Source organism: Cellulomonas xiejunii (assembly GCF_024508315.1).
Classification (GTDB): Bacteria; Actinomycetota; Actinomycetes; order Actinomycetales; family Cellulomonadaceae; genus Cellulomonas; species Cellulomonas xiejunii.
Genome location: NZ_CP101987.1, coordinates 2825224 through 2841590, shown reverse-complemented (window position 1 = coordinate 2841590; position 16367 = coordinate 2825224). Strand labels below are relative to the sequence as shown.

The 16367-nt window shown below is 73.6% G+C and carries 18 protein-coding genes; 14 read left to right on the top strand and 4 right to left on the bottom strand.

Translation table 11 applies throughout. The features are described 5' to 3' along the window. Positions 1–43 precede the first annotated feature (43 nt). From NP048_RS12905 to NP048_RS12890, 4 genes are all read left to right on the top strand, one after another. Positions 44–1495 (top strand): hypothetical protein, encoded by a 1452-nt coding sequence (locus NP048_RS12905; RefSeq protein ID WP_227576045.1) that lies wholly within the window; start codon positions 44–46, stop codon positions 1493–1495. A 49-nt stretch (positions 1496–1544) separates the two neighbouring features. Further along, positions 1545–2084 (top strand): hypothetical protein, encoded by a 540-nt coding sequence (locus NP048_RS12900; RefSeq protein ID WP_227576044.1) that lies wholly within the window; start codon positions 1545–1547, stop codon positions 2082–2084. A 63-nt stretch (positions 2085–2147) separates the two neighbouring features. Beyond that, positions 2148–2402: a hypothetical protein gene (locus NP048_RS12895; RefSeq protein ID WP_227576043.1), complete on the top strand. Its 255-nt coding sequence runs from the start codon at positions 2148–2150 to the stop codon at positions 2400–2402. 3 nt (positions 2403–2405) lie between these two features. Beyond that, complete coding sequence (locus tag NP048_RS12890; protein WP_227576042.1) at positions 2406–2846, top strand: DUF3592 domain-containing protein; 441 nt, start codon at positions 2406–2408, stop codon at positions 2844–2846. 126 nt (positions 2847–2972) lie between these two features. On the opposite strand, the gene NP048_RS12885 is transcribed toward NP048_RS12890, so the two are convergent. Beyond that, complete coding sequence (locus NP048_RS12885; RefSeq protein WP_227576041.1) at positions 2973–3392, bottom strand: hypothetical protein; 420 nt, start codon at positions 3390–3392, stop codon at positions 2973–2975. 213 nt (positions 3393–3605) lie between these two features. Between NP048_RS12885 and guaA the strand changes: the two genes are divergently transcribed. The 5 genes from guaA (at position 3606) to NP048_RS12860 (ending at position 8054) form a co-directional block, all read left to right on the top strand. After that, a complete protein-coding gene (gene guaA / locus NP048_RS12880; RefSeq protein ID WP_227576040.1) occupies positions 3606–5207 on the top strand; it encodes a glutamine-hydrolyzing GMP synthase in 1602 nt (533 codons plus the stop codon). A 13-nt stretch (positions 5208–5220) separates the two neighbouring features. Then, the gene (locus NP048_RS12875) at positions 5221–5658 is read left to right on the top strand and encodes a hypothetical protein (RefSeq protein WP_431355880.1); all 438 of its coding nucleotides are present in this window, start codon (positions 5221–5223) and stop codon (positions 5656–5658) included. A gap of 49 nt (positions 5659–5707) precedes the next feature. Further along, positions 5708–6127 carry a DUF3817 domain-containing protein gene (locus NP048_RS12870; protein ID WP_227576039.1) on the top strand — a complete coding sequence of 140 codons (420 nt, stop codon included), beginning with the start codon at positions 5708–5710 and terminating at the stop codon, positions 6125–6127. Positions 6128–6144: 17 nt separating this feature from the next. Beyond that, positions 6145–7290: a glycosyltransferase family 4 protein gene (locus NP048_RS12865; protein ID WP_227576038.1), complete on the top strand. Its 1146-nt coding sequence runs from the start codon at positions 6145–6147 to the stop codon at positions 7288–7290. Positions 7291–7580: 290 nt separating this feature from the next. After that, positions 7581–8054 (top strand): aromatic ring-opening dioxygenase LigA, encoded by a 474-nt coding sequence (locus NP048_RS12860; protein ID WP_227576037.1) that lies wholly within the window; start codon positions 7581–7583, stop codon positions 8052–8054. A gap of 137 nt (positions 8055–8191) precedes the next feature. Here the strand turns inward: NP048_RS12860 and NP048_RS12855 are convergent, their stop codons facing one another. Together NP048_RS12855 and NP048_RS12850 are read right to left on the bottom strand one after the other, a co-directional pair. Further along, on the bottom strand, positions 8192–8509 hold the full coding sequence (locus NP048_RS12855) for a hypothetical protein (RefSeq protein ID WP_227576035.1): 318 nt from the start codon (positions 8507–8509) through the stop codon (positions 8192–8194). After that, positions 8506–9921, bottom strand: coding sequence for a PspC domain-containing protein (locus NP048_RS12850; RefSeq protein WP_227576034.1), 1416 nt, complete (start codon positions 9919–9921; stop codon positions 8506–8508). Before NP048_RS12850 ends, NP048_RS12855 begins: the two co-directional genes overlap by 4 nt. A 148-nt stretch (positions 9922–10069) precedes the next feature. Here NP048_RS12850 and NP048_RS12845 point away from each other — a divergent pair, with 148 nt between their 5' ends. After that, positions 10070–11401: an ATP-binding protein gene (locus tag NP048_RS12845; protein ID WP_227576033.1), complete on the top strand. Its 1332-nt coding sequence runs from the start codon at positions 10070–10072 to the stop codon at positions 11399–11401. After that, complete coding sequence (locus tag NP048_RS12840) at positions 11398–12051, top strand: LuxR C-terminal-related transcriptional regulator (protein ID WP_227576032.1); 654 nt, start codon at positions 11398–11400, stop codon at positions 12049–12051. Before NP048_RS12845 ends, NP048_RS12840 begins: the two co-directional genes overlap by 4 nt. 24 nt (positions 12052–12075) lie before the next feature. Here NP048_RS12840 and NP048_RS12835 read toward each other — a convergent pair whose 3' ends face one another. Further along, positions 12076–12690, bottom strand: a complete 615-nt coding sequence (locus NP048_RS12835) for a hypothetical protein (protein ID WP_227576031.1) — start codon at positions 12688–12690, stop codon at positions 12076–12078. Between the two features lie 132 nt (positions 12691–12822). Between NP048_RS12835 and NP048_RS12830 the strand changes: the two genes are divergently transcribed. From NP048_RS12830 to pcrA, 3 genes are all read left to right on the top strand, one after another. Beyond that, positions 12823–13155: a hypothetical protein gene (locus NP048_RS12830; protein WP_227576030.1), complete on the top strand. Its 333-nt coding sequence runs from the start codon at positions 12823–12825 to the stop codon at positions 13153–13155. Between the two features lie 75 nt (positions 13156–13230). Continuing rightward, positions 13231–13725, top strand: a complete 495-nt coding sequence (locus tag NP048_RS12825; RefSeq protein ID WP_227576029.1) for a DUF456 domain-containing protein — start codon at positions 13231–13233, stop codon at positions 13723–13725. A 51-nt stretch (positions 13726–13776) separates the two neighbouring features. After that, positions 13777–16338, top strand: coding sequence for a DNA helicase PcrA (gene pcrA / locus NP048_RS12820; RefSeq protein WP_227576028.1), 2562 nt, complete (start codon positions 13777–13779; stop codon positions 16336–16338). Positions 16339–16367 lie beyond the last annotated feature (29 nt).

Genomic DNA, 16367 nt, shown 5'->3' with positions numbered 1-16367 from the left:
CTGGGCCCATCGCCGAGTCGGGACAAACCCCTAGGCTCGCGCCGTGATCGACGATCGGTATGGCCTCATGGGCGAGCGCGTTCCTCCGAAGGAGGTCGGCGCGCATCGACGGTGGCACGACGACCGTGGTTCGGGGACCATCGAGTTCCAGGGTGTCCTCGTGGTCGCCGCGCTCCTGATCGGGGCGGTCGTCGGCTCCGTCGTCGTCTTCCCCGAGTACACGCAGGCGGCGCTGTGCCGGATCACCGACGTCGTCGGCGGTGGTGGTGACTGCGCAGTCGACGTGACCGCGGACGGCCCGCCTACGGACGAGCAGCTGCAGCCGCCCGTCTGCATGCTCGCGCAGACCTCGGAGGGCGGTGGCGTCGGCGTCGACATCGGCTTCGTCAAGCTCGGAGCCGACTGGGGCCTGCAGGTGACCGAGTTCAACGACGAGTACCACGCGCGCGTGACGAACGGTGCGTCCGGGGGTGTCCAGGCCGAGGCCAAGGGAAAAGGGGGCGTGGTGGACGTGTCTGCCTCGGCATCGGCCGAGCTGACGTACCAGCACGGTGACGCGTGGATCGTCCCGAGGGACGAGTGGCCGGAGTTCGAGCGCAACGCGAAGGACTACTTCGACCAGTCCGGGTGGCGCTGGTTGGGTGCCGGCTCGTGGTGGGGAGCGAGCGAGCCGCGCCCGCCGGACGTCACGTCCCACGAGGGCGGAGGGCGGGCCCAGGTGGCGGCCAACGCCAAGGTCGACCGCGACATCGAGGCCGCCGACCCGAAGAGGGGTGGGCGCATCACGGCAGCGGGCGCGTCCGCGCAGGCTTCCGGATCCGTCTCCGTCAAGCGGGAGAGGAACGCGCAGGACGACAGCGTGACCTGGACCTACACGATGACCGGCTCCGCCTCCGCCGAGGCGAGCGTCGTGGTCGTCGGCGGGAGCGCCCAGGTGTCGCGCGAAGGATCGCTCTCGGTCAAGCGTGACGCGAGCGGTGCGCTCCTGGAGATCACCTTCGACACCGTCGCCCGCGGCGGGGTGTCAGGCACCATGGGACTGGACGTCGAGCTCGACAAGACGGGTTCGGGCCGGCACGCCGCGCCCCACACCACGTCCCCGTCCTTCAGTGGCGGCCGCGACAGCAACGACGTGGTGGTGACCACGACGGTGCTCGAGATCACGAACGAGAACAGGGAGTTCGTCGAGGAGTGGCTCGCAGTGCGCGACGGCGGGTTCGACGCCGCGCTCCCCATGAGCCCCGTGATCCCCAGCTCGCCTTCTCCTGAGGACGCGATGCTGCAGGAGCTCTACGAGCGTGGGAAGACCTCGCGTAACGTGTACGAGGCGACCGACACGTCAAGCAGCGCGGGTGTCGGTGTCAGCGCTGGCGTCGGCGGCGGGTTCGAAGTCAACGGGAACACGGGGACGCGGCAGGTGGCCGAGGCGCACTTCCTCGGTTCGCCGCGCGCGAACGGGGAGCGTCCGTTCCTCCCTCACACGAAGTGTGACTGAGGGTGCAGCGGTTCCGTCGGTCCGTGATGCGTCAACTGAAGGAGTGCCAGTGTCGAAGTCGGTTCGTGCCGCGGTGGTCGTGATGGTCACCGGTGTCCTGTCCCTCGCGGCGTGCTCGGGTGGAGACGACGACCGCGTCGTGCCGCAGGGATGGCAGGACGAGCAGGTCGGTGCCCTGCGCCTGGCCGTGCCGCCCGGCTGGGAGCGCGCCGAGAGCGGCGGCGAGTACTGGACCGACGCCTGGCAGGTGGTCGAGGGTGACACCGTGGTGACCTCGATCGCCGTTGAGTACGACATACTCAGCAACGGTCCGAAGGCGGGCCTCGTCGTCGCCCACCTCCTGGAGACGATGCCGGCGATGGCGGGGTACGAGGTCGTCGAGCGTACGCCCGACCCGATCGACCTCGACGCGGACTTCGCACGTGCGCGCTACGTCTACGAGACCACGGACGGGGCGACGGCACAGGGTGTGCTGTGGGCGCTCGGTGCGGGACGCGAACAGCCTGCGGCGATCCAGCTCACGGGTGAGGTCGACGACGAGACCATCGAGCAGATCGAAGCGAGCCTGAGTTTCGACGCGCAGAAGTAGGCGCCGACGGTTCAGGAGCGGCCCGGCCACGGACACCGAGCACTCGACAGGACGTGGACACCCTTGACTGCAGACCGCCACCGATTCCGAGGAGCAGCCGGCCTCGCGGCGCTCGTCGTCCTGCTCGCGTCCTGCGCGACGGACGGCGGGGATCCCGCGAGCTCGCCCCCGGGTCCGCAGGACCCGACGACCCCGGCGTCCCGGCTGACGACCCAGGACGACGACGGGACGACCGTCATCGTGCTCGCCCTCACGCCCGAGGGCGAGATGGCGGACTCCGACGCCGAGCGGGTGCTGCGCTCGCTGACGCTCGGCTGAGCGGTGGCCATCGGTCTGGTGCTGGGGGCGATCCCCATCGTGGTGCTCCTCCTGGCGGGGGTCGGCATGCTCGTCGCAGGGCGGGCACTCGCAGGACGCTCGTCGGACGCGCGCGGGTTGGTGACGGTGGAGGCCGTGGTCGTCGAGAGGACCTCGTTCACCGACCCGGCGCGCATCACCTTCGACTACCCGCTGCCCGACGGCTCGTGGGCTCGTGCCACCCGGGTCGAGGGCGTCCCGACGCCCGGTGAGCGCGGCGCGGTCCGGCGGCCCGGTGAACGCATCCCGGTCTGGGTGAACCCCCGGAATCCCTCGGACGTCCGGCTCCCGGGGGCCCGGAGCGCCTCCGGGGCGGGCGGTGTGCTGCTGATGGTCCTCGGCGTGATGGCGTGCGTCGGTGCGCTCGTCATGGCGGTCGCCACCACGGTCTTCCTCACCTCGTAGGCATGACGTCGCGGCGTCGCGGCGTCACGGTCGCCCTCGGGCTGACCGCCGTGACCTCCGGGCGGGGTTGGCGTTGCCGTCGATGGGTGACGCCTCGACGACCACGCCGCCGATGATCGACACCCCTCAGCGAGGTGCGTACGTCGCGCGCTCCCGAGCACCCGCGGGGGCGCTCGCGACGGCGACGGTGGCACCGCCCACCAGCAGCCACAGGGCGAGGTCGAGCAGCACGGTCGTGGCCCCCGGAGCGGTGACGAGCTCCGCCGCGTAGGTGCGTCCGGTCCACGTGGTCGGGCTGAGCGCGTATCCGAGCCCGAGCCCGAGCGTCGCGCCCACGCGGAGCTGCGCACGGGTTCCCTGCAGGAGCCGTGGGCGCACCGCGAGCCAGGTCGCCGCGAGCAGGGCCGCCGTGACGAGCAGGACGCGCAGTACCAGCCCGGCCTGCAGGTCGCCGGTCTGCTGCGCCAGGTACCCGGCCGCGAACCGGCTGAGCAGGGCAGCCGACCCGGTGGTGACGGCCACCTGGGCGACGAGTGCAGGTTGCATGGAGCAGGTCCTTCACGGATCGGTGTCGTCGGCGGTGACGAGGGGCATGTCCTCGTCGACCCGCTCCACGCTAGGTCGCGGGCGTGTGCCGCCGGTGGGCCTGCGAGCCCACGGCGGGGCCCATGCCGTACCCGGGGCGCAGCACGACGACGCCGGACGTCGACGCCTATCGGGGCGTCGGAACCCCGCGGCACGCGGACTAGGCTGGTCTGCGTGACGCAGACCCCCGATCCCGCCACGCCCCCGCAGCCCACGACCCACCGGCCGGTCCTCGTCGTCGACTTCGGCGCCCAGTACGCGCAGCTCATCGCGCGGCGCGTGCGCGAGGCGAACGTGTACTCCGAGATCGTGCCGCACACCGCGACCGTCGAGCAGATGCTCGCGAAGGACCCGGCGGCGATCATCCTGTCCGGCGGCCCGTCGTCGGTCTACGCGGCCGGCGCGCCGTTCGTCGGTCCCGAGCTCTTCGAGGCCGGGGTGCCGGTGCTCGGGATCTGCTACGGCTTCCAGGCGATGGCCCAGGCCCTCGGTGGCACCGTCGCGCAGACCGGGCAGCGCGAGTACGGCGGCACGGCCGTCGAGATCACCGACCCCGGGACCGTGCTGGACGGCAGCCCCGAGGCGCAGACGGTGTGGATGAGCCACGGCGACGCCGTGCACGCCGCACCCGAGGGCTTCGAGGTCCTCGCGACCAGCGCGGGCAGCCCCGTCGCGGCGTTCGAGGACCGGGAGCGGCACCTGTACGGGATGCAGTGGCACCCCGAGGTCAAGCACTCGCCGCTGGGTCAGGCGGCCATCGAGAACTTCCTGTACCGCGGCGCCGGGCTGAAGCCCGACTGGACCCCGGGCAACGTCGTCGCCGAGCAGGTCGAGCGCATCCGTGCCCAGGTGGGCGACGCGCGCGTGATCTGCGGCCTGTCCGGCGGCGTCGACTCGTCCGTCGCGGCGGCGCTCGTGCAGCGCGCGGTCGGTGACCAGCTCACCTGCGTGTTCGTCGACCACGGCCTGCTGCGCGCGGGCGAGGCCGAGCAGGTCGAGAAGGACTTCGTGGCGGCGACGGGCGTGCAGCTCAAGGTCGTGGACGCGCGCGAGCGTTTCCTGACCGCGCTCGCGGGCGTGTCCGACCCGGAGACGAAGCGCAAGATCATCGGCCGCGAGTTCATCCGCGTGTTCGAGGACGCCGCGCGCGAGGTCGTCGAGGACGCCGGTGCGCACGGCGACACCGTGAAGTTCCTCGTGCAGGGCACGCTCTACCCGGACGTCGTGGAGTCGGGCGGCGGCGAGGGCGCGGCCAACATCAAGTCGCACCACAACGTCGGCGGCCTGCCGGACGACCTGCAGTTCGAGCTCGTCGAGCCGCTGCGCACGCTGTTCAAGGACGAGGTGCGGGCGGTCGGTCTCGAGCTGGGCGTGCCCGAGGTCATCGTGTGGCGCCAGCCGTTCCCCGGCCCCGGGCTGGGCATCCGGATCGTCGGCGAGGTCACGGCCGAGCGGCTCGAGACGCTGCGCGCCGCTGATGCGATCGCGCGCGAGGAGCTCACGCGTGCCGGGCTGGACCGCGAGATCTGGCAGTGCCCCGTGGTGCTGCTGGGTGACGTGCGGTCGGTCGGCGTGCAGGGCGACGGCCGCACGTACGGGCACCCGATCGTGCTGCGGCCCGTGTCGTCCGAGGACGCCATGACGGCCGACTGGACGCGCCTGCCGTACGACGTGCTCGCGACCATCTCGACGCGCATCACCAACGAGGTGCCCGAGGTGAACAGGGTCGTGCTCGACGTCACGAGCAAGCCGCCGGGCACCATCGAGTGGGAATGAGCGGGACCGTCACGTGACGATGGGCGTGCTGGCGTTCGGGCTCTTCGCGGTCGGGTTCATCGCCACCGGTGCGGCCGTCGCCGTCGTGGGTGCGGTGATGCTGCGCCGCAACGCGCGCCTGCCGACGTCGCGCGTGCCCGTCGAGGCGGTCGTCGTGCACCGCACGAGCCACGTCCGCCCGTCGAGCGTGACCTTCGACTACCCGGTGCCCGGTGGGTGGCTGCGCGCGCGGCGGGTCGAAGGGCTGCCGGTGACGAACGGGCAGGGGCGGGTCGCGCAGCAGGGGGACCGGATCACCGTGTGGGTGGACCCGCGCGACCCGGCTGCCGTGCGGCTGTCGTCCGGGGCGTCCGCGTCGTCCATGGGCGGTGTGCTGCTGATCCTCATGGGTCTGCTCCTCGTGGGCGCAGGGCTGTGGTTCGTGACCGTCAGCCTGGTGCTCGGGCGCTGAGCCTGCGCCCCGTGGGGCAGAATCGACCAGCGACGACGAGAGGACCAGCGTGACCACCGAACCGACCAGCACCCCGACCGAGGTCGGGACGTCCGACGCGACGACCTGGGGGCGCAAGGCCCGGGGGTCGCTGAGGCGCTACCGCGTGATGGCGTGGATCACGGGCGTGATGCTGCTCATCCTCTGCGTCGAGATGCTGTTCAAGTACGTGCTGAAGCTCCCGGGGTTCAACGTCGAGGGCGATCCGCGGCACGAGGCGGCGCGCATCATCGCGATGGTGCACGGCTGGGTGTACGTCGTGTACCTCGTCACCGCGTTCGACCTGTGGTCGACGTTGCGCTGGCGGCTCCGGCGGTTCCTGGCGATGGCCGCGGCGGGCGTCGTGCCGGTCATGTCGTTCGTCCTGGAGCGGCGCGTGCACGCGGACGCGGACGCCCGCATCACCGCGGCCACCGGGCCGCAGGCCTGACGCCGGACGGCCGACGCGTGCGGATCGTCCACGTCTCCGACTGCTTCGCGCCGCGGACCGGGGGCATCGAGACACAGGTGGGCGACCTCGCCCGGCACCAGGCGCGTGCGGGCCACGAGGTGCACGTGCTGACGGCCACCCTCGGTGAGGGCGGGGCGCGCAGCGGCGTCGTGGACGTCGAGGACGGCGTGCACGTGCACCGGCTCGGGGCGCGCCTGCCGTTCGACCTGCCCGTCAACCCCGTCGCGGGCCCGGGCCTGATCCGGTCCGCGCTGCGCGACGTGCGACCCGACGCCGTGCACGTCCACGCCGGCGTCCTGTCACCGTTCGCGTTCGACGGCGTCCGCGTCGCGACCGCACTGCACCTGCCGACGGCGATCACGTGGCACTGCATGCTCGACGGCACGGTGCGCCTGGGACGGCCGCTCGTGCGGCACACCCGGTGGCGTGGCCTGCCCGCGGCGCTGAGCGCCGTGAGCGGTGCGGCAGCGGAGCGGGTCCGCGAGCTGTTCGACGCGCGCGTCGACGTTGTGCCCAACGGCATCGACGTCGCCGCGTGGGCGCCCCCGGCCGGGCGCGCGGCACCGGCAGTCCCGCAGGACGGCGCGCCCGAGGCGCCGCTGCGCCTCGTCGCGACCATGCGCCTGGCGCCACGCAAGCGTGCCGTACCCCTGGTCGACGTCGTCACGGCCGCCGCCCGGCGCCTGCCGCCCGACGCCCTGCACCTCACCCTGATCGGCGACGGCCCCGCGCGCGACGCCGTCCGCGCGCGTGTCGCGGCGGCCGGGCTGGAGCGCGTCGTCGAGCTCCGCGGGCGTCTCCCGCGCGCGGAGGTGCGGGCGGCGTACCGCGACGCCGACGTTTTCCTGGCGCCCGCCCGCCTGGAGGCGTTCGGGATCGCGGCGCTCGAGGCGCGCACCGCTGGACTCGCCGTGCTGGCGCACGCCGGGACGGGTGTGGGGGAGTTCGTCACCGACGGCCTCGACGGGTTCCTCGTCGCCGACGACGCGGAGATGATCGAGGCGGTCGTCCTGCTGGCCCGGGACCGGGACCTGCTGGCGGGGATGCGCCGTCGTGCGGCGAGCGTCCCGCCGCCCTTCGACTGGGAGCACGTGCTCGACGCGGCCGAGGTCCAGTACGCGAGGGCGCGCACGCTCGTGTGACGCGTGCGTGCTGGACCGGGCGCGTGCTGTGCCCGCACCCGCCGCGTGCTGTGCCCGCACCCGCCGCGTGCTGCGCCGCGTCGGGCCAGGTGGGCACACCGCAACAGGCCTAAGGTCCGGGGTCGGTCCCGTGTTTCACTCGTCCGGGTGAGCAGGGCGACACGCCCACGGGACCAGGGTCCCACCTGAATGGCCTCACCTGCGACGACGCTGTTCACGTGAGCACGTCGCTCACCGGGCCGGACCTCCGGTCACGCGGGGGTCCAGTCCTAACGATCGGGGAGATCGAGATGTCGAACGAAGCAGTCCAGAGCAAGCCCGCCCACCTCAAGGTGCTGGCGATCATCGTCCTCGTCTTCGGCGTCGTCTTCGCGGTCGCAGGCGCCGGCACCTGGATCGCCGTGTCCAGCAACCTCCGCGCCGAGCAGATCACCGTCTCCGACGACGCCGCGGCGTTCGGCGGCGCGCTGGTCGACACGCCGTGGGAGGCGTGGGCCCAGGCCGACATCATCAACACGCACGCGCTCGCCGGCTCGGGTGGCAAGACCTACGCCGAGCTCGACAAGGAGGACCCGGCGCGCGCGACCGTCATGAACGGCTCGTTCCTGCGCGCCTCGCTGTTCACCTCGGTCGTCGCCTTCGGCGTCGGGCTCCTCGTCTTCGGCCTGGGCATCGTCTTCATCGTCACCGGCGAGGCCCTGCGCCGCATCGCCGCCCGGATCGATACGCCGATCGGCTCCGCGCCCGTCGCCCAGTCCGTCTGAGCAGGTCGCGGCCTTCGCGGCTCGCGACACGCGCGGTCCGGTGAGCGGACCGCGCGGCAGACACCAGAAGGCCGGCACCCGTCACGGGTGCCGGCCTTCTGCCGTGCGCCGACCCGCCGTGCAGGTCGGCGCGCGAGTCACTGCTCGCTGCGGTTGCGGCGCACCCCCTGGAACAGGGGGCCCACGATGAGCCCGACACCACCGGCGATGAGCAGCACGATGGCGGCGAGCTGGACGTCGATCGTGTACCCGGCGGTGACGAGGACGACACCCAGACCCACGAAGGCGACGATGAGGCCCCACACGATCGTCCCCACCCGCACGCCGGCGCGGTGCGCGCTGACGCCCGGGGTGCGGGGCGTCGCGTCGTCGGGTGCGACGGTGTCGTGCCGGGCGGTGTCCTGCCGGGCGGTGTCCCGCACGGGGTCGTGCAGGGTGCTGTCGTCGGTGCTCACGGTGCGACCTCCTCGATGATGCGGACCTCGCCGACACCCGCGCTGATGTCGAGCACGAGGTTCGGTGAACCGGCGGCGGCGTCGTCGTCCTGGTACACCAGGTCGCCGAGGCCCACGCCGCTCTGCTCGTGGACGTCGTCGTCGACCTCGAACCGGACCGCCCCGATCCCGTTCGTGACGTTCGCCTGGACGGCCGCCTCCTGCGGCACGACGACCACGAGCTGCCCGGCACCGATCGAGATCGGCACCGTGAGGACGTCGTCCTCGAGCGGGACGCCCGTGAGGTCGATGCGGGAGCTGCCCGCCGCGAGCTCGAACCCGTTGCTCGCGACGACGCGGCTCGTCACCACGACGTCCCGCTGCTGCCCGTCCCAGGCGCCGTGGACGGTGTCCGCCCAATCGGTCTGGTGCAGCAGCGCCGTCGGGGCCCACACCAGGGCCCCCACGATCGCGAGGAAGCCGACGAAGCCGCTGCTGCGACCTCGCAGGCCCAGCGTCACGATGCCCAGTCCCGCGATGATCAGCGCGACGCCACCCGCGGTGAGCCCCAGCGGGCCGTCGTACGCGCCCGTGCGCTCGGCGAGCATCAGGACCCCGAGCCCCACCACGCTGAGGCCGACGACCGCGCCGACGGTCGCGCCGTCGGCGCCGCGCCGCGGGGGCCGGGGGGGTGCGGGCGGGACCGGAGACACCGGCGCGCTGCCGTACGGCGGGTACGGGGGCGCCGGCGGGTACGGCGGCTGGGGGGTTCCAGGAGCCGCAGGCGTGGCGGGTGCCTGCGCGCTCGGCGGCAGGGGTGCGGTGGGTGCCTGCGCCGCCCACGCCGCCGCCGCCGACGTCGCGGGGCCGGTCGGGTGGTGCGCGCCGCCGGGAGGCGCCCAGCCTGCGGGCGGCTGCCACCGGCTGCGACGCTGCACCGCGGTCGCCACGAGCGCGACGAGGCCGATGATGCAGACGAGCCACAGCGCGCCGCCCAGGGCGCTCCCGCCGTCCCAGAACCACCACCAGCCGTCGCCCCTGGCCAGGCCGACGACGACGAACGCGAGCGAGCCGAGCAGCGCGCCGTCCGCGTCGCCCGCGCCCAGGCGCTCGAGCAGGATCCGGTTGTCCCGGGCGTCGGGCAGCAGCGCCCACGCGACGCCGTAGAGCACGAGCCCGAGCCCACCCACGAGGAACGTCACGGCCAACAGGCCGCGCACGAGCAGCGGGTCGACGCCGGCACGCTCCGCCAGGCCGCCGGCCACGCCGCCGACCCAGCGCTCGTCGGAGCGGTACAGCCCCGTCCGACGCACCCCGGCCCAGAAGGCGGGGGGAGCGGGCGGGGGCGTGGAGCCCGGGTGCGGTCCGGGGCCCGTGCCGGGCGTCGGGCCCGGCGTGCCGGCATCAGCACCGGCGGGAGTCTGCGTGTCCATGGCTCGATCCTGACCGCACCATGGTCCCCGGGACATCCGGGACCATCCCTGACCCGACCCTGGCCTGCACCCCCATCTCCTCGTCCCGACCCCTGAACCTGGTGGCCGGAGCACCTGCGCACGGGGTCCGGCGTGTGACGATCTGTGCGTGACCCCTGTCCCGTACGGCGCCCCGGCGCAGCCCGGCGCGTCCCCGCGCGCCCGCCTGCCGTTGTGCCGTCCTGAACGCGGCCGCTGGATCGCGGGTGTGGCCACCGGGCTCGCGGCCCACCTGGACCTCCCCGTCGCGGTCGTGCGGATCGCGCTGGTGGCACTCGTGCCCGTCGCCGGCGTCGGCGCGGCGCTCTACGGGTTCTGGTGGCTCGTCGTGCCCGTCGGGGACCCCGCGGCAGCAGCCGCCGCCGCACGGCCGAGCACGATGCAGCGGCTCGCCCGGCGCCAGCCCTTGCGAGCCGACGGCCGCCGCGTCCCGTGGGCGGAGCTCGCGCTCGGCGGACTGCTCGTCCTGACGGCCGCCGTGCTGGTGGGCTCGCGTCTGGGGGCGAGCATCGACGCCGCCTGGGCCCTGCCCGTCCTCGTCGTGCTCGTCGGTGTGGCGCTCGCCTGGAGCCAGCTCGACGCGCTGCAGCACGGGCGGCAGGACGGGCGCCGCATCAGCGTCCTGCGCCTCATCGGCGGTGGCTTGCTTGCGGCAGCCGGTGTGCTGCTGGTCGTCGGGCAGGTCGTGGGGCGGGGGGTCGAGCCCATGCTCCTGGTGCAGTCCGGCGTCGCGGCGCTCGCCGTGCTGCTCGGGGTCGGGCTGGTCATGGCGCCGTGGTGGGTGCGCCTGGTGCGCGCGCTCGGGGACGAGCGCGCCGCGCGCGCCCGGGAGGCGGAGCGGGCCGACATCGCGGCGCACCTGCACGACTCGGTCCTGCAGACCCTCGCGCTGATCCGGGCGCGCTCCGACGAGCCCGCCGAGGTCGCGCGGATGGCCCGCGCGCAGGAGCGCGAGCTGCGGGAGTGGCTGTACGACGACCGGAACGAGCCGGGCGTGTCGCTGGCGGCGGCGCTGCGGGCGGTGGTCGCCGAGGTCGAGGACTCGCGCTCCGGACCGGGGGGCGAGCCGGTGGCCGTCGACGTCGTCGTCGTGGGGGACCGTGTGCCCGAGCCCGACACCCTCGCGCTGCTGCAGGCCACGCGCGAGGCGCTCGTCAACGCCGTCGTGCACGGGCGGCCCCCGGTGTCGTTGTACCTCGAGGTCGGTCCGCAGTCCGTGGAGGTCTTCGTGCGGGACCACGGCGACGGTTTCGACCTGGACGGTGTCGGTCCCGACCGGTTCGGTGTCCGGGAGTCGATCATGGGACGCGTGCGGCGCCGCGGTGGCACGGCACGAGTGACGAGCAGCCCCGAGCGGGGCACCGAGGTCCACCTGTGCATGCCCGTCGGTGGCGGCGGGTCCGGCAGGGGACCGGACGAGGACGAGGAGCGCGACGCGTGAGCGAGCAGGTCGACGTGGTGCTGGTGGACGACCACCACATGTTCCGTGCGGGCGTGAAGGCGTCGCTCGACGCGCGCGTGCGCGTCGTGGGGGAGGCCGCGACGGTCGACGAGGCGGTGCAGGTGGTGCACGACCTGCGCCCACCCGTCGTCCTGCTCGACGTGCACCTGCCCGGCGGGGACGGCGGTGGCGGCGCGGAGGTGGTCCGCAGGTGCGTCGACGTGCCGGGCACGCGGTTCCTCGCGCTGTCGGTGTCGGACGCGTCCGAGGACGTCGTCGCGGTCATCCGCGTGGGCGCGCGGGGGTACGTCACCAAGGCGATCGACCCCAAGGCGCTGTCGGACGCGGTGCTGCGGGTCGCGGGCGGGGACGCCGTGTTCTCGCCGCGCCTGGCCGGCTTCGTGCTCGACGCGTTCGGCACGGCCGCGGGTGACGTCGCGACCGGGGACGACGAGCTCGACCGGCTCTCGGCGCGCGAGCGGGAGGTCATGCGCCTCATCGCCCGCGGGTACACGTACCGGGAGGTCGCGGCCGAGCTGTTCATCTCGATCAAGACCGTCGAGACCCACGTGTCCGCGGTGCTGCGCAAGCTGCAGCTGTCGAACCGCAACGAGCTGACCCGGTGGGCGGCGGCGCGCCGGCTGCTGTGACGGCAGGCCTGTGGGCCGGTGACGTCAGGTGCGTGCGGCGTCGAGGCGCGCGACGACGGACGCGAGGATCGCGGCCCACTCCTCGTCGGGCAGCGCCGGCAGGTGGAGCGTCCACAGCGGCATGACGAGCCCGCGCAGCTGCAGCATGCCCTCGGGGCGTGCGGAGAAGAACACGTGCAGGTGCCCGTTGCCGTCGCCCCAGCGCTGCACGTGGACGCGCCCGACGCCCGGCACGGCGGCCAGCGCGCGCTCCACACGGACGATCATCCGCCCGAGCTCGGCGGCGGCGTCGTCGTCGAGGTCGTTCAGGTCGCCGTGCGCGCGTCGGTCGAGGATGACCGACGGGACGCTGACGGTGCTCGACGCGCTGAGGCGCCACGTGCCGTCCGTCCAGGCGAAGTGCTCGTCGGTACGGGCGCAGCGTCCGCAGGTCGCGGCGTCCTCGTCCTGCCGGGGCGGCTCGGGGACCACCGGGTCCTCCAGCGCGCGCATCCGCAGTCCCTCCCGCTCGAAGGGGAAGGTGTCCCAGCCGGCGATGTCACCCACGGCGAGCCGGCCGTCGGTGCCGGACGCGGCGCGGGCTCGTGCGACGAGGCCGGGGACGTCGAGAGCGGCGTCCGTCGCTCGGGGCGTGGTCATCGGATCCTCCTGCCGTGGCGTGCGAGACCTGCGCGAGCGTAACGCTCGGCGCTCCGGCGGGTGACGGGTTTCACAGGGGAGGCGGGCGAGTTCCTTGATCTGACGGGGTGTCAGGTCCTCTAGCATGTCGTGATGGACACTGTTCACGGAATCTCCCTGGTGCTGCACCTCATCGGGTGGGCGGTCGTCCTGGGCGGCGCTCTCGCGGGGATGAAGAGCACGACCCTGCCGTCGGGCACCTTCCACGGCATCCTCACCGCGCTCGTCACGGGCATCATCCTGACCGGGCTCCTGGGCGCGGACGCGAACCACGTGAAGATCGCCGTCAAGCTCGTCATCACGCTGCTCGTGACGGTCCTCGTCGTGCTCGGCCGACGCCGCCCGGAGAAGGTGACGCGCGGTTCCCTCGGGGCCATCTCCGGCCTCGTCGTGGTGAACGTCGCGCTCGCCGTCCTCTGGCACTGACGGACCGGTCCCGCGCCGACCCGGGGCTGAGGCCTCGGTCGGCGCGGGCGGGGCGTAGTCGTTAGCCTCACGTCCGTGACGATCGACTGGGCCGCGGAGCTCGACCTGCTGGTGACGGTCCTCGTGGTCGTCGGGCTGGTCGGTGTCGTCGTGCAGGTGCTTCCCGGCGCGTTCCTCGTCGGTGGTGCCGTGACCCTCTGGGGCGCGCTGCAGGGCACCGGGCTCGGATGGGCGGTCGCCGTCGTCGCGGTGGTGCTCACCGCGGCCGGGCAGGTCGTCAAGTACCTCGTCGCGGGCCGCCACATGCAGCGCTCCGGCGTGCGCAGCAGCACGCTCGTGTGGGGCGGGGTCGCAGGTGTCGTCGGGTTCTTCGTCGTCCCGGTCGTGGGCCTTCTCCTGTTCTTCGTCGGCGCGGTGTTCCTCGTCGAGTGGCTCCGGGCGCGCGACGTCCCGACGGCCCGGCGCGCGACGCTGCGCGCACTGCAGGCCACGGGCCTGACGATCCTCGTGGAGCTCGCGACGGCCATGCTCGTGGTCGGCGTGTGGCTCGGCGCGCTCCTCGCGCGATGACCTGCGCCGCGCACGGGTATGTCGGCGGCGGCGCCTAGGCTGGGTGGTGCCATGACGTCGTTGTTCGAGAGCCTCGCCCTGCCCGTCCCCGGAGCGCCCGCCGCACCGGACGCGCGCGCCGCCGTCGCGCGCTCGCACGCCGGGGAGTCGTCCGGCCTCCCGCTCGTCGTCCCACCGCGCGACGACGAGCCCGCCGACGACCGGACGGGTCCCGCCGCCGAGCGCGCCGCCGCGGACGCGAGCCGCGCCCCCGCGCTGCTCGACGGGCTCAACCCCCAGCAGCGCGCCGCCGTGCTGCACTCCGGTGGTCCGTTGCTCATCGTGGCGGGCGCCGGGTCCGGCAAGACGCGCGTGCTCACCCACCGCATCGCGCACCTGCTGGCCACGCACCGCGCGCGGGCGGGGGAGATCCTCGCGATCACGTTCACCAACAAGGCCGCAGCCGAGATGCGCGAGCGCGTCGAGCACCTGGTCGGGCCGTCCGCGCAGCGGATGTGGGTCTCGACGTTCCACTCCGCGTGCGTCCGCATCCTGCGGCGCGAGGCCGCGACGCTGGGGCTGCGGACCAGCTTCTCGATCTACGACCAGGCGGACTCCCAGCGCCTGCTCACGCTCGTGGCACGCGAGCTCGAGCTCGACCCGAAGAAGTTCCCGGCGAAGGCGCTCAGCCACAAGATCTCCGCGCTCAAGGACGAGCTGGTGGACCCCGACGCGTTCGCCGCGAGCAACGGCGGCGGCCGCGCGGACGACTTCGACACCGTCCTCGCGCAGGTCTACACGCGGTACCAGCAGCGGCTGCAGCAGGCCAACGCGCTGGACTTCGACGACCTCATCATGCGCACCGTGCACCTGCTGCAGGCGTTCCCGCAGGTCGCCGAGCACTACCGGCGCCGGTTCCGGCACATCCTCGTCGACGAGTACCAGGACACCAACCACGCGCAGTACGTGCTGGTGCGCGAGCTCGCGGGCGTGGGCGCGCCGACTGAAGGCGGCGTCGAGCGCGGCGAGCTGACGGTCGTCGGCGACGCCGACCAGTCGATCTACGCGTTCCGCGGCGCCTCGATCCGCAACATCATGGAGTTCGAGGAGGACTACCCGGACGCCACGACGATCCTGCTCGAGCAGAACTACCGCTCGACGCAGACGATCCTGTCGGCCGCGAACGCGGTCATCAGCAAGAACTCCGGGCGGCAGGCCAAGCGGCTGTGGACCGACTCGGGTGCCGGCCCGCAGATCGTCGCGTACGTCGCGGACACCGAGCACGAGGAGGCGCGGTTCGTCGCCGAGGAGATCGACCGGCTCGGCGACTCCGCGGGTGTGCGCCCCGGCGACGTCGCGATCTTCTACCGGGCCAACGCCCAGTCGCGTGCGCTCGAGGAGGTGCTCGTCCGCGTCGGCCTGCCGTACAAGGTGGTCGGCGGCACGCGCTTCTACGAGCGCAAGGAGATCAAGGACGCGATCGCGTACCTGCGCGCCGTGGCCAACCCCGACGACGACGTCAGCACCCGCCGCATCCTCAACGAGCCCAAGCGCGGGCTGGGGGAGCGCTCGGAGGCGATGGTCGCGGCGTTCGCCGAGCGGGAGCGCGTCTCGTTCGGGGCCGCGCTCACGCGCCTGGACGAGGTGCCCGGCCTGGGCACCCGTGCCCTGACCGGGCTGCGCGCGTTCGCCGCGATGCTCGACGAGCTGCGCGACCTCGCCGCGTCCGGCGCCGGGCCCGCCCAGGTGCTGGGGGCCGCGCTCGACCGCAGCGGCTACCTGACGACCCTGCGCGGCAGCGACGACCCGCAGGACGGTTCGCGCGTCGACAACCTCGCCGAGCTGCACGCCGTGGCCGCGGAGTTCGAGGAGTCCGACCCCGAGGGCGACCTCACCGACTTCCTCGAGCGTGTGTCCCTCGTGGCCGACTCCGACCAGATCCCCGTGCCGGACGGCGTCGACGACGAGGCGACCGCGGCCGCCGCACGTGACGCGGGCGTGGTCACCCTCATGACGCTGCACACCGCCAAGGGCCTGGAGTTCCCGGTCGTCTTCCTCACGGGCATGGAGGACGGCACGTTCCCGCACATGCGTTCGCTGGCGGACCCGGACCAGCTCGCGGAGGAGCGGCGCCTGGCGTACGTGGGGCTGACGCGAGCGCGGCAGCGCCTCTACGTGTCGCGTGCCGCGGTGCGCACCGCGTGGGGCGTGCCCAACGAGTTCCCGCCCAGCCGGTTCCTCGACGACATCCCCGAGGAGCTCGTCGACTGGCGGCGTCGGGAGTCCTCGACGTCGCGGCTGCGCGGCGGTTGGGGCTCGGGCTTCGGTGCCGGCGGCGGGACGCGCGGCGCGTCGTCGTGGGGCGAGCGTGGTGGCTCGGGGTCGAGCAGCGGCCCGGTGCGCAGCGAGAAGCGCGAGCCGCTGCCCCGCACGGGCGCGTCGTTCGGCTCGGCGACGCCGCGTGGTGCCGTCCCTGACCTGGCGATCGGCGACAAGGTCACGCACGACGCGTACGGGCTCGGCACCGTGATCGCGCTCGAGGGCGCCGGGCAGAACGCCGTCGCCAAGATCGACTTCGGCAGCAACGGCGAGAAGCGGCTGCTGCTGCGGTACTCCCCGGTCACCAAGCTCTAGCGGGGTGGCCCGTGCCCGTCCCCGGGCGG

What these genes read in the sequence shown, in the direction of transcription:
- NP048_RS12885 (WP_227576041.1), bottom strand. Translation starts at nt 3,392, where the DNA reads ATGCAACCTGCACTCGTCGCCCAGGTGGCCGTCACCACCGGGTCGGCT.
- NP048_RS12860 (WP_227576037.1), top strand. Translation starts at nt 7,581, where the DNA reads ATGTCGAACGAAGCAGTCCAGAGCAAGCCCGCCCACCTCAAGGTGCTG.
- NP048_RS12850 (WP_227576034.1), bottom strand. Translation starts at nt 9,921, where the DNA reads ATGGACACGCAGACTCCCGCCGGTGCTGATGCCGGCACGCCGGGCCCG.
- NP048_RS12835 (WP_227576031.1), bottom strand. Translation starts at nt 12,690, where the DNA reads ATGACCACGCCCCGAGCGACGGACGCCGCTCTCGACGTCCCCGGCCTC.
- NP048_RS12830 (WP_227576030.1), top strand. Translation starts at nt 12,823, where the DNA reads ATGGACACTGTTCACGGAATCTCCCTGGTGCTGCACCTCATCGGGTGG.
- pcrA (WP_227576028.1), top strand. Translation starts at nt 13,777, where the DNA reads ATGACGTCGTTGTTCGAGAGCCTCGCCCTGCCCGTCCCCGGAGCGCCC.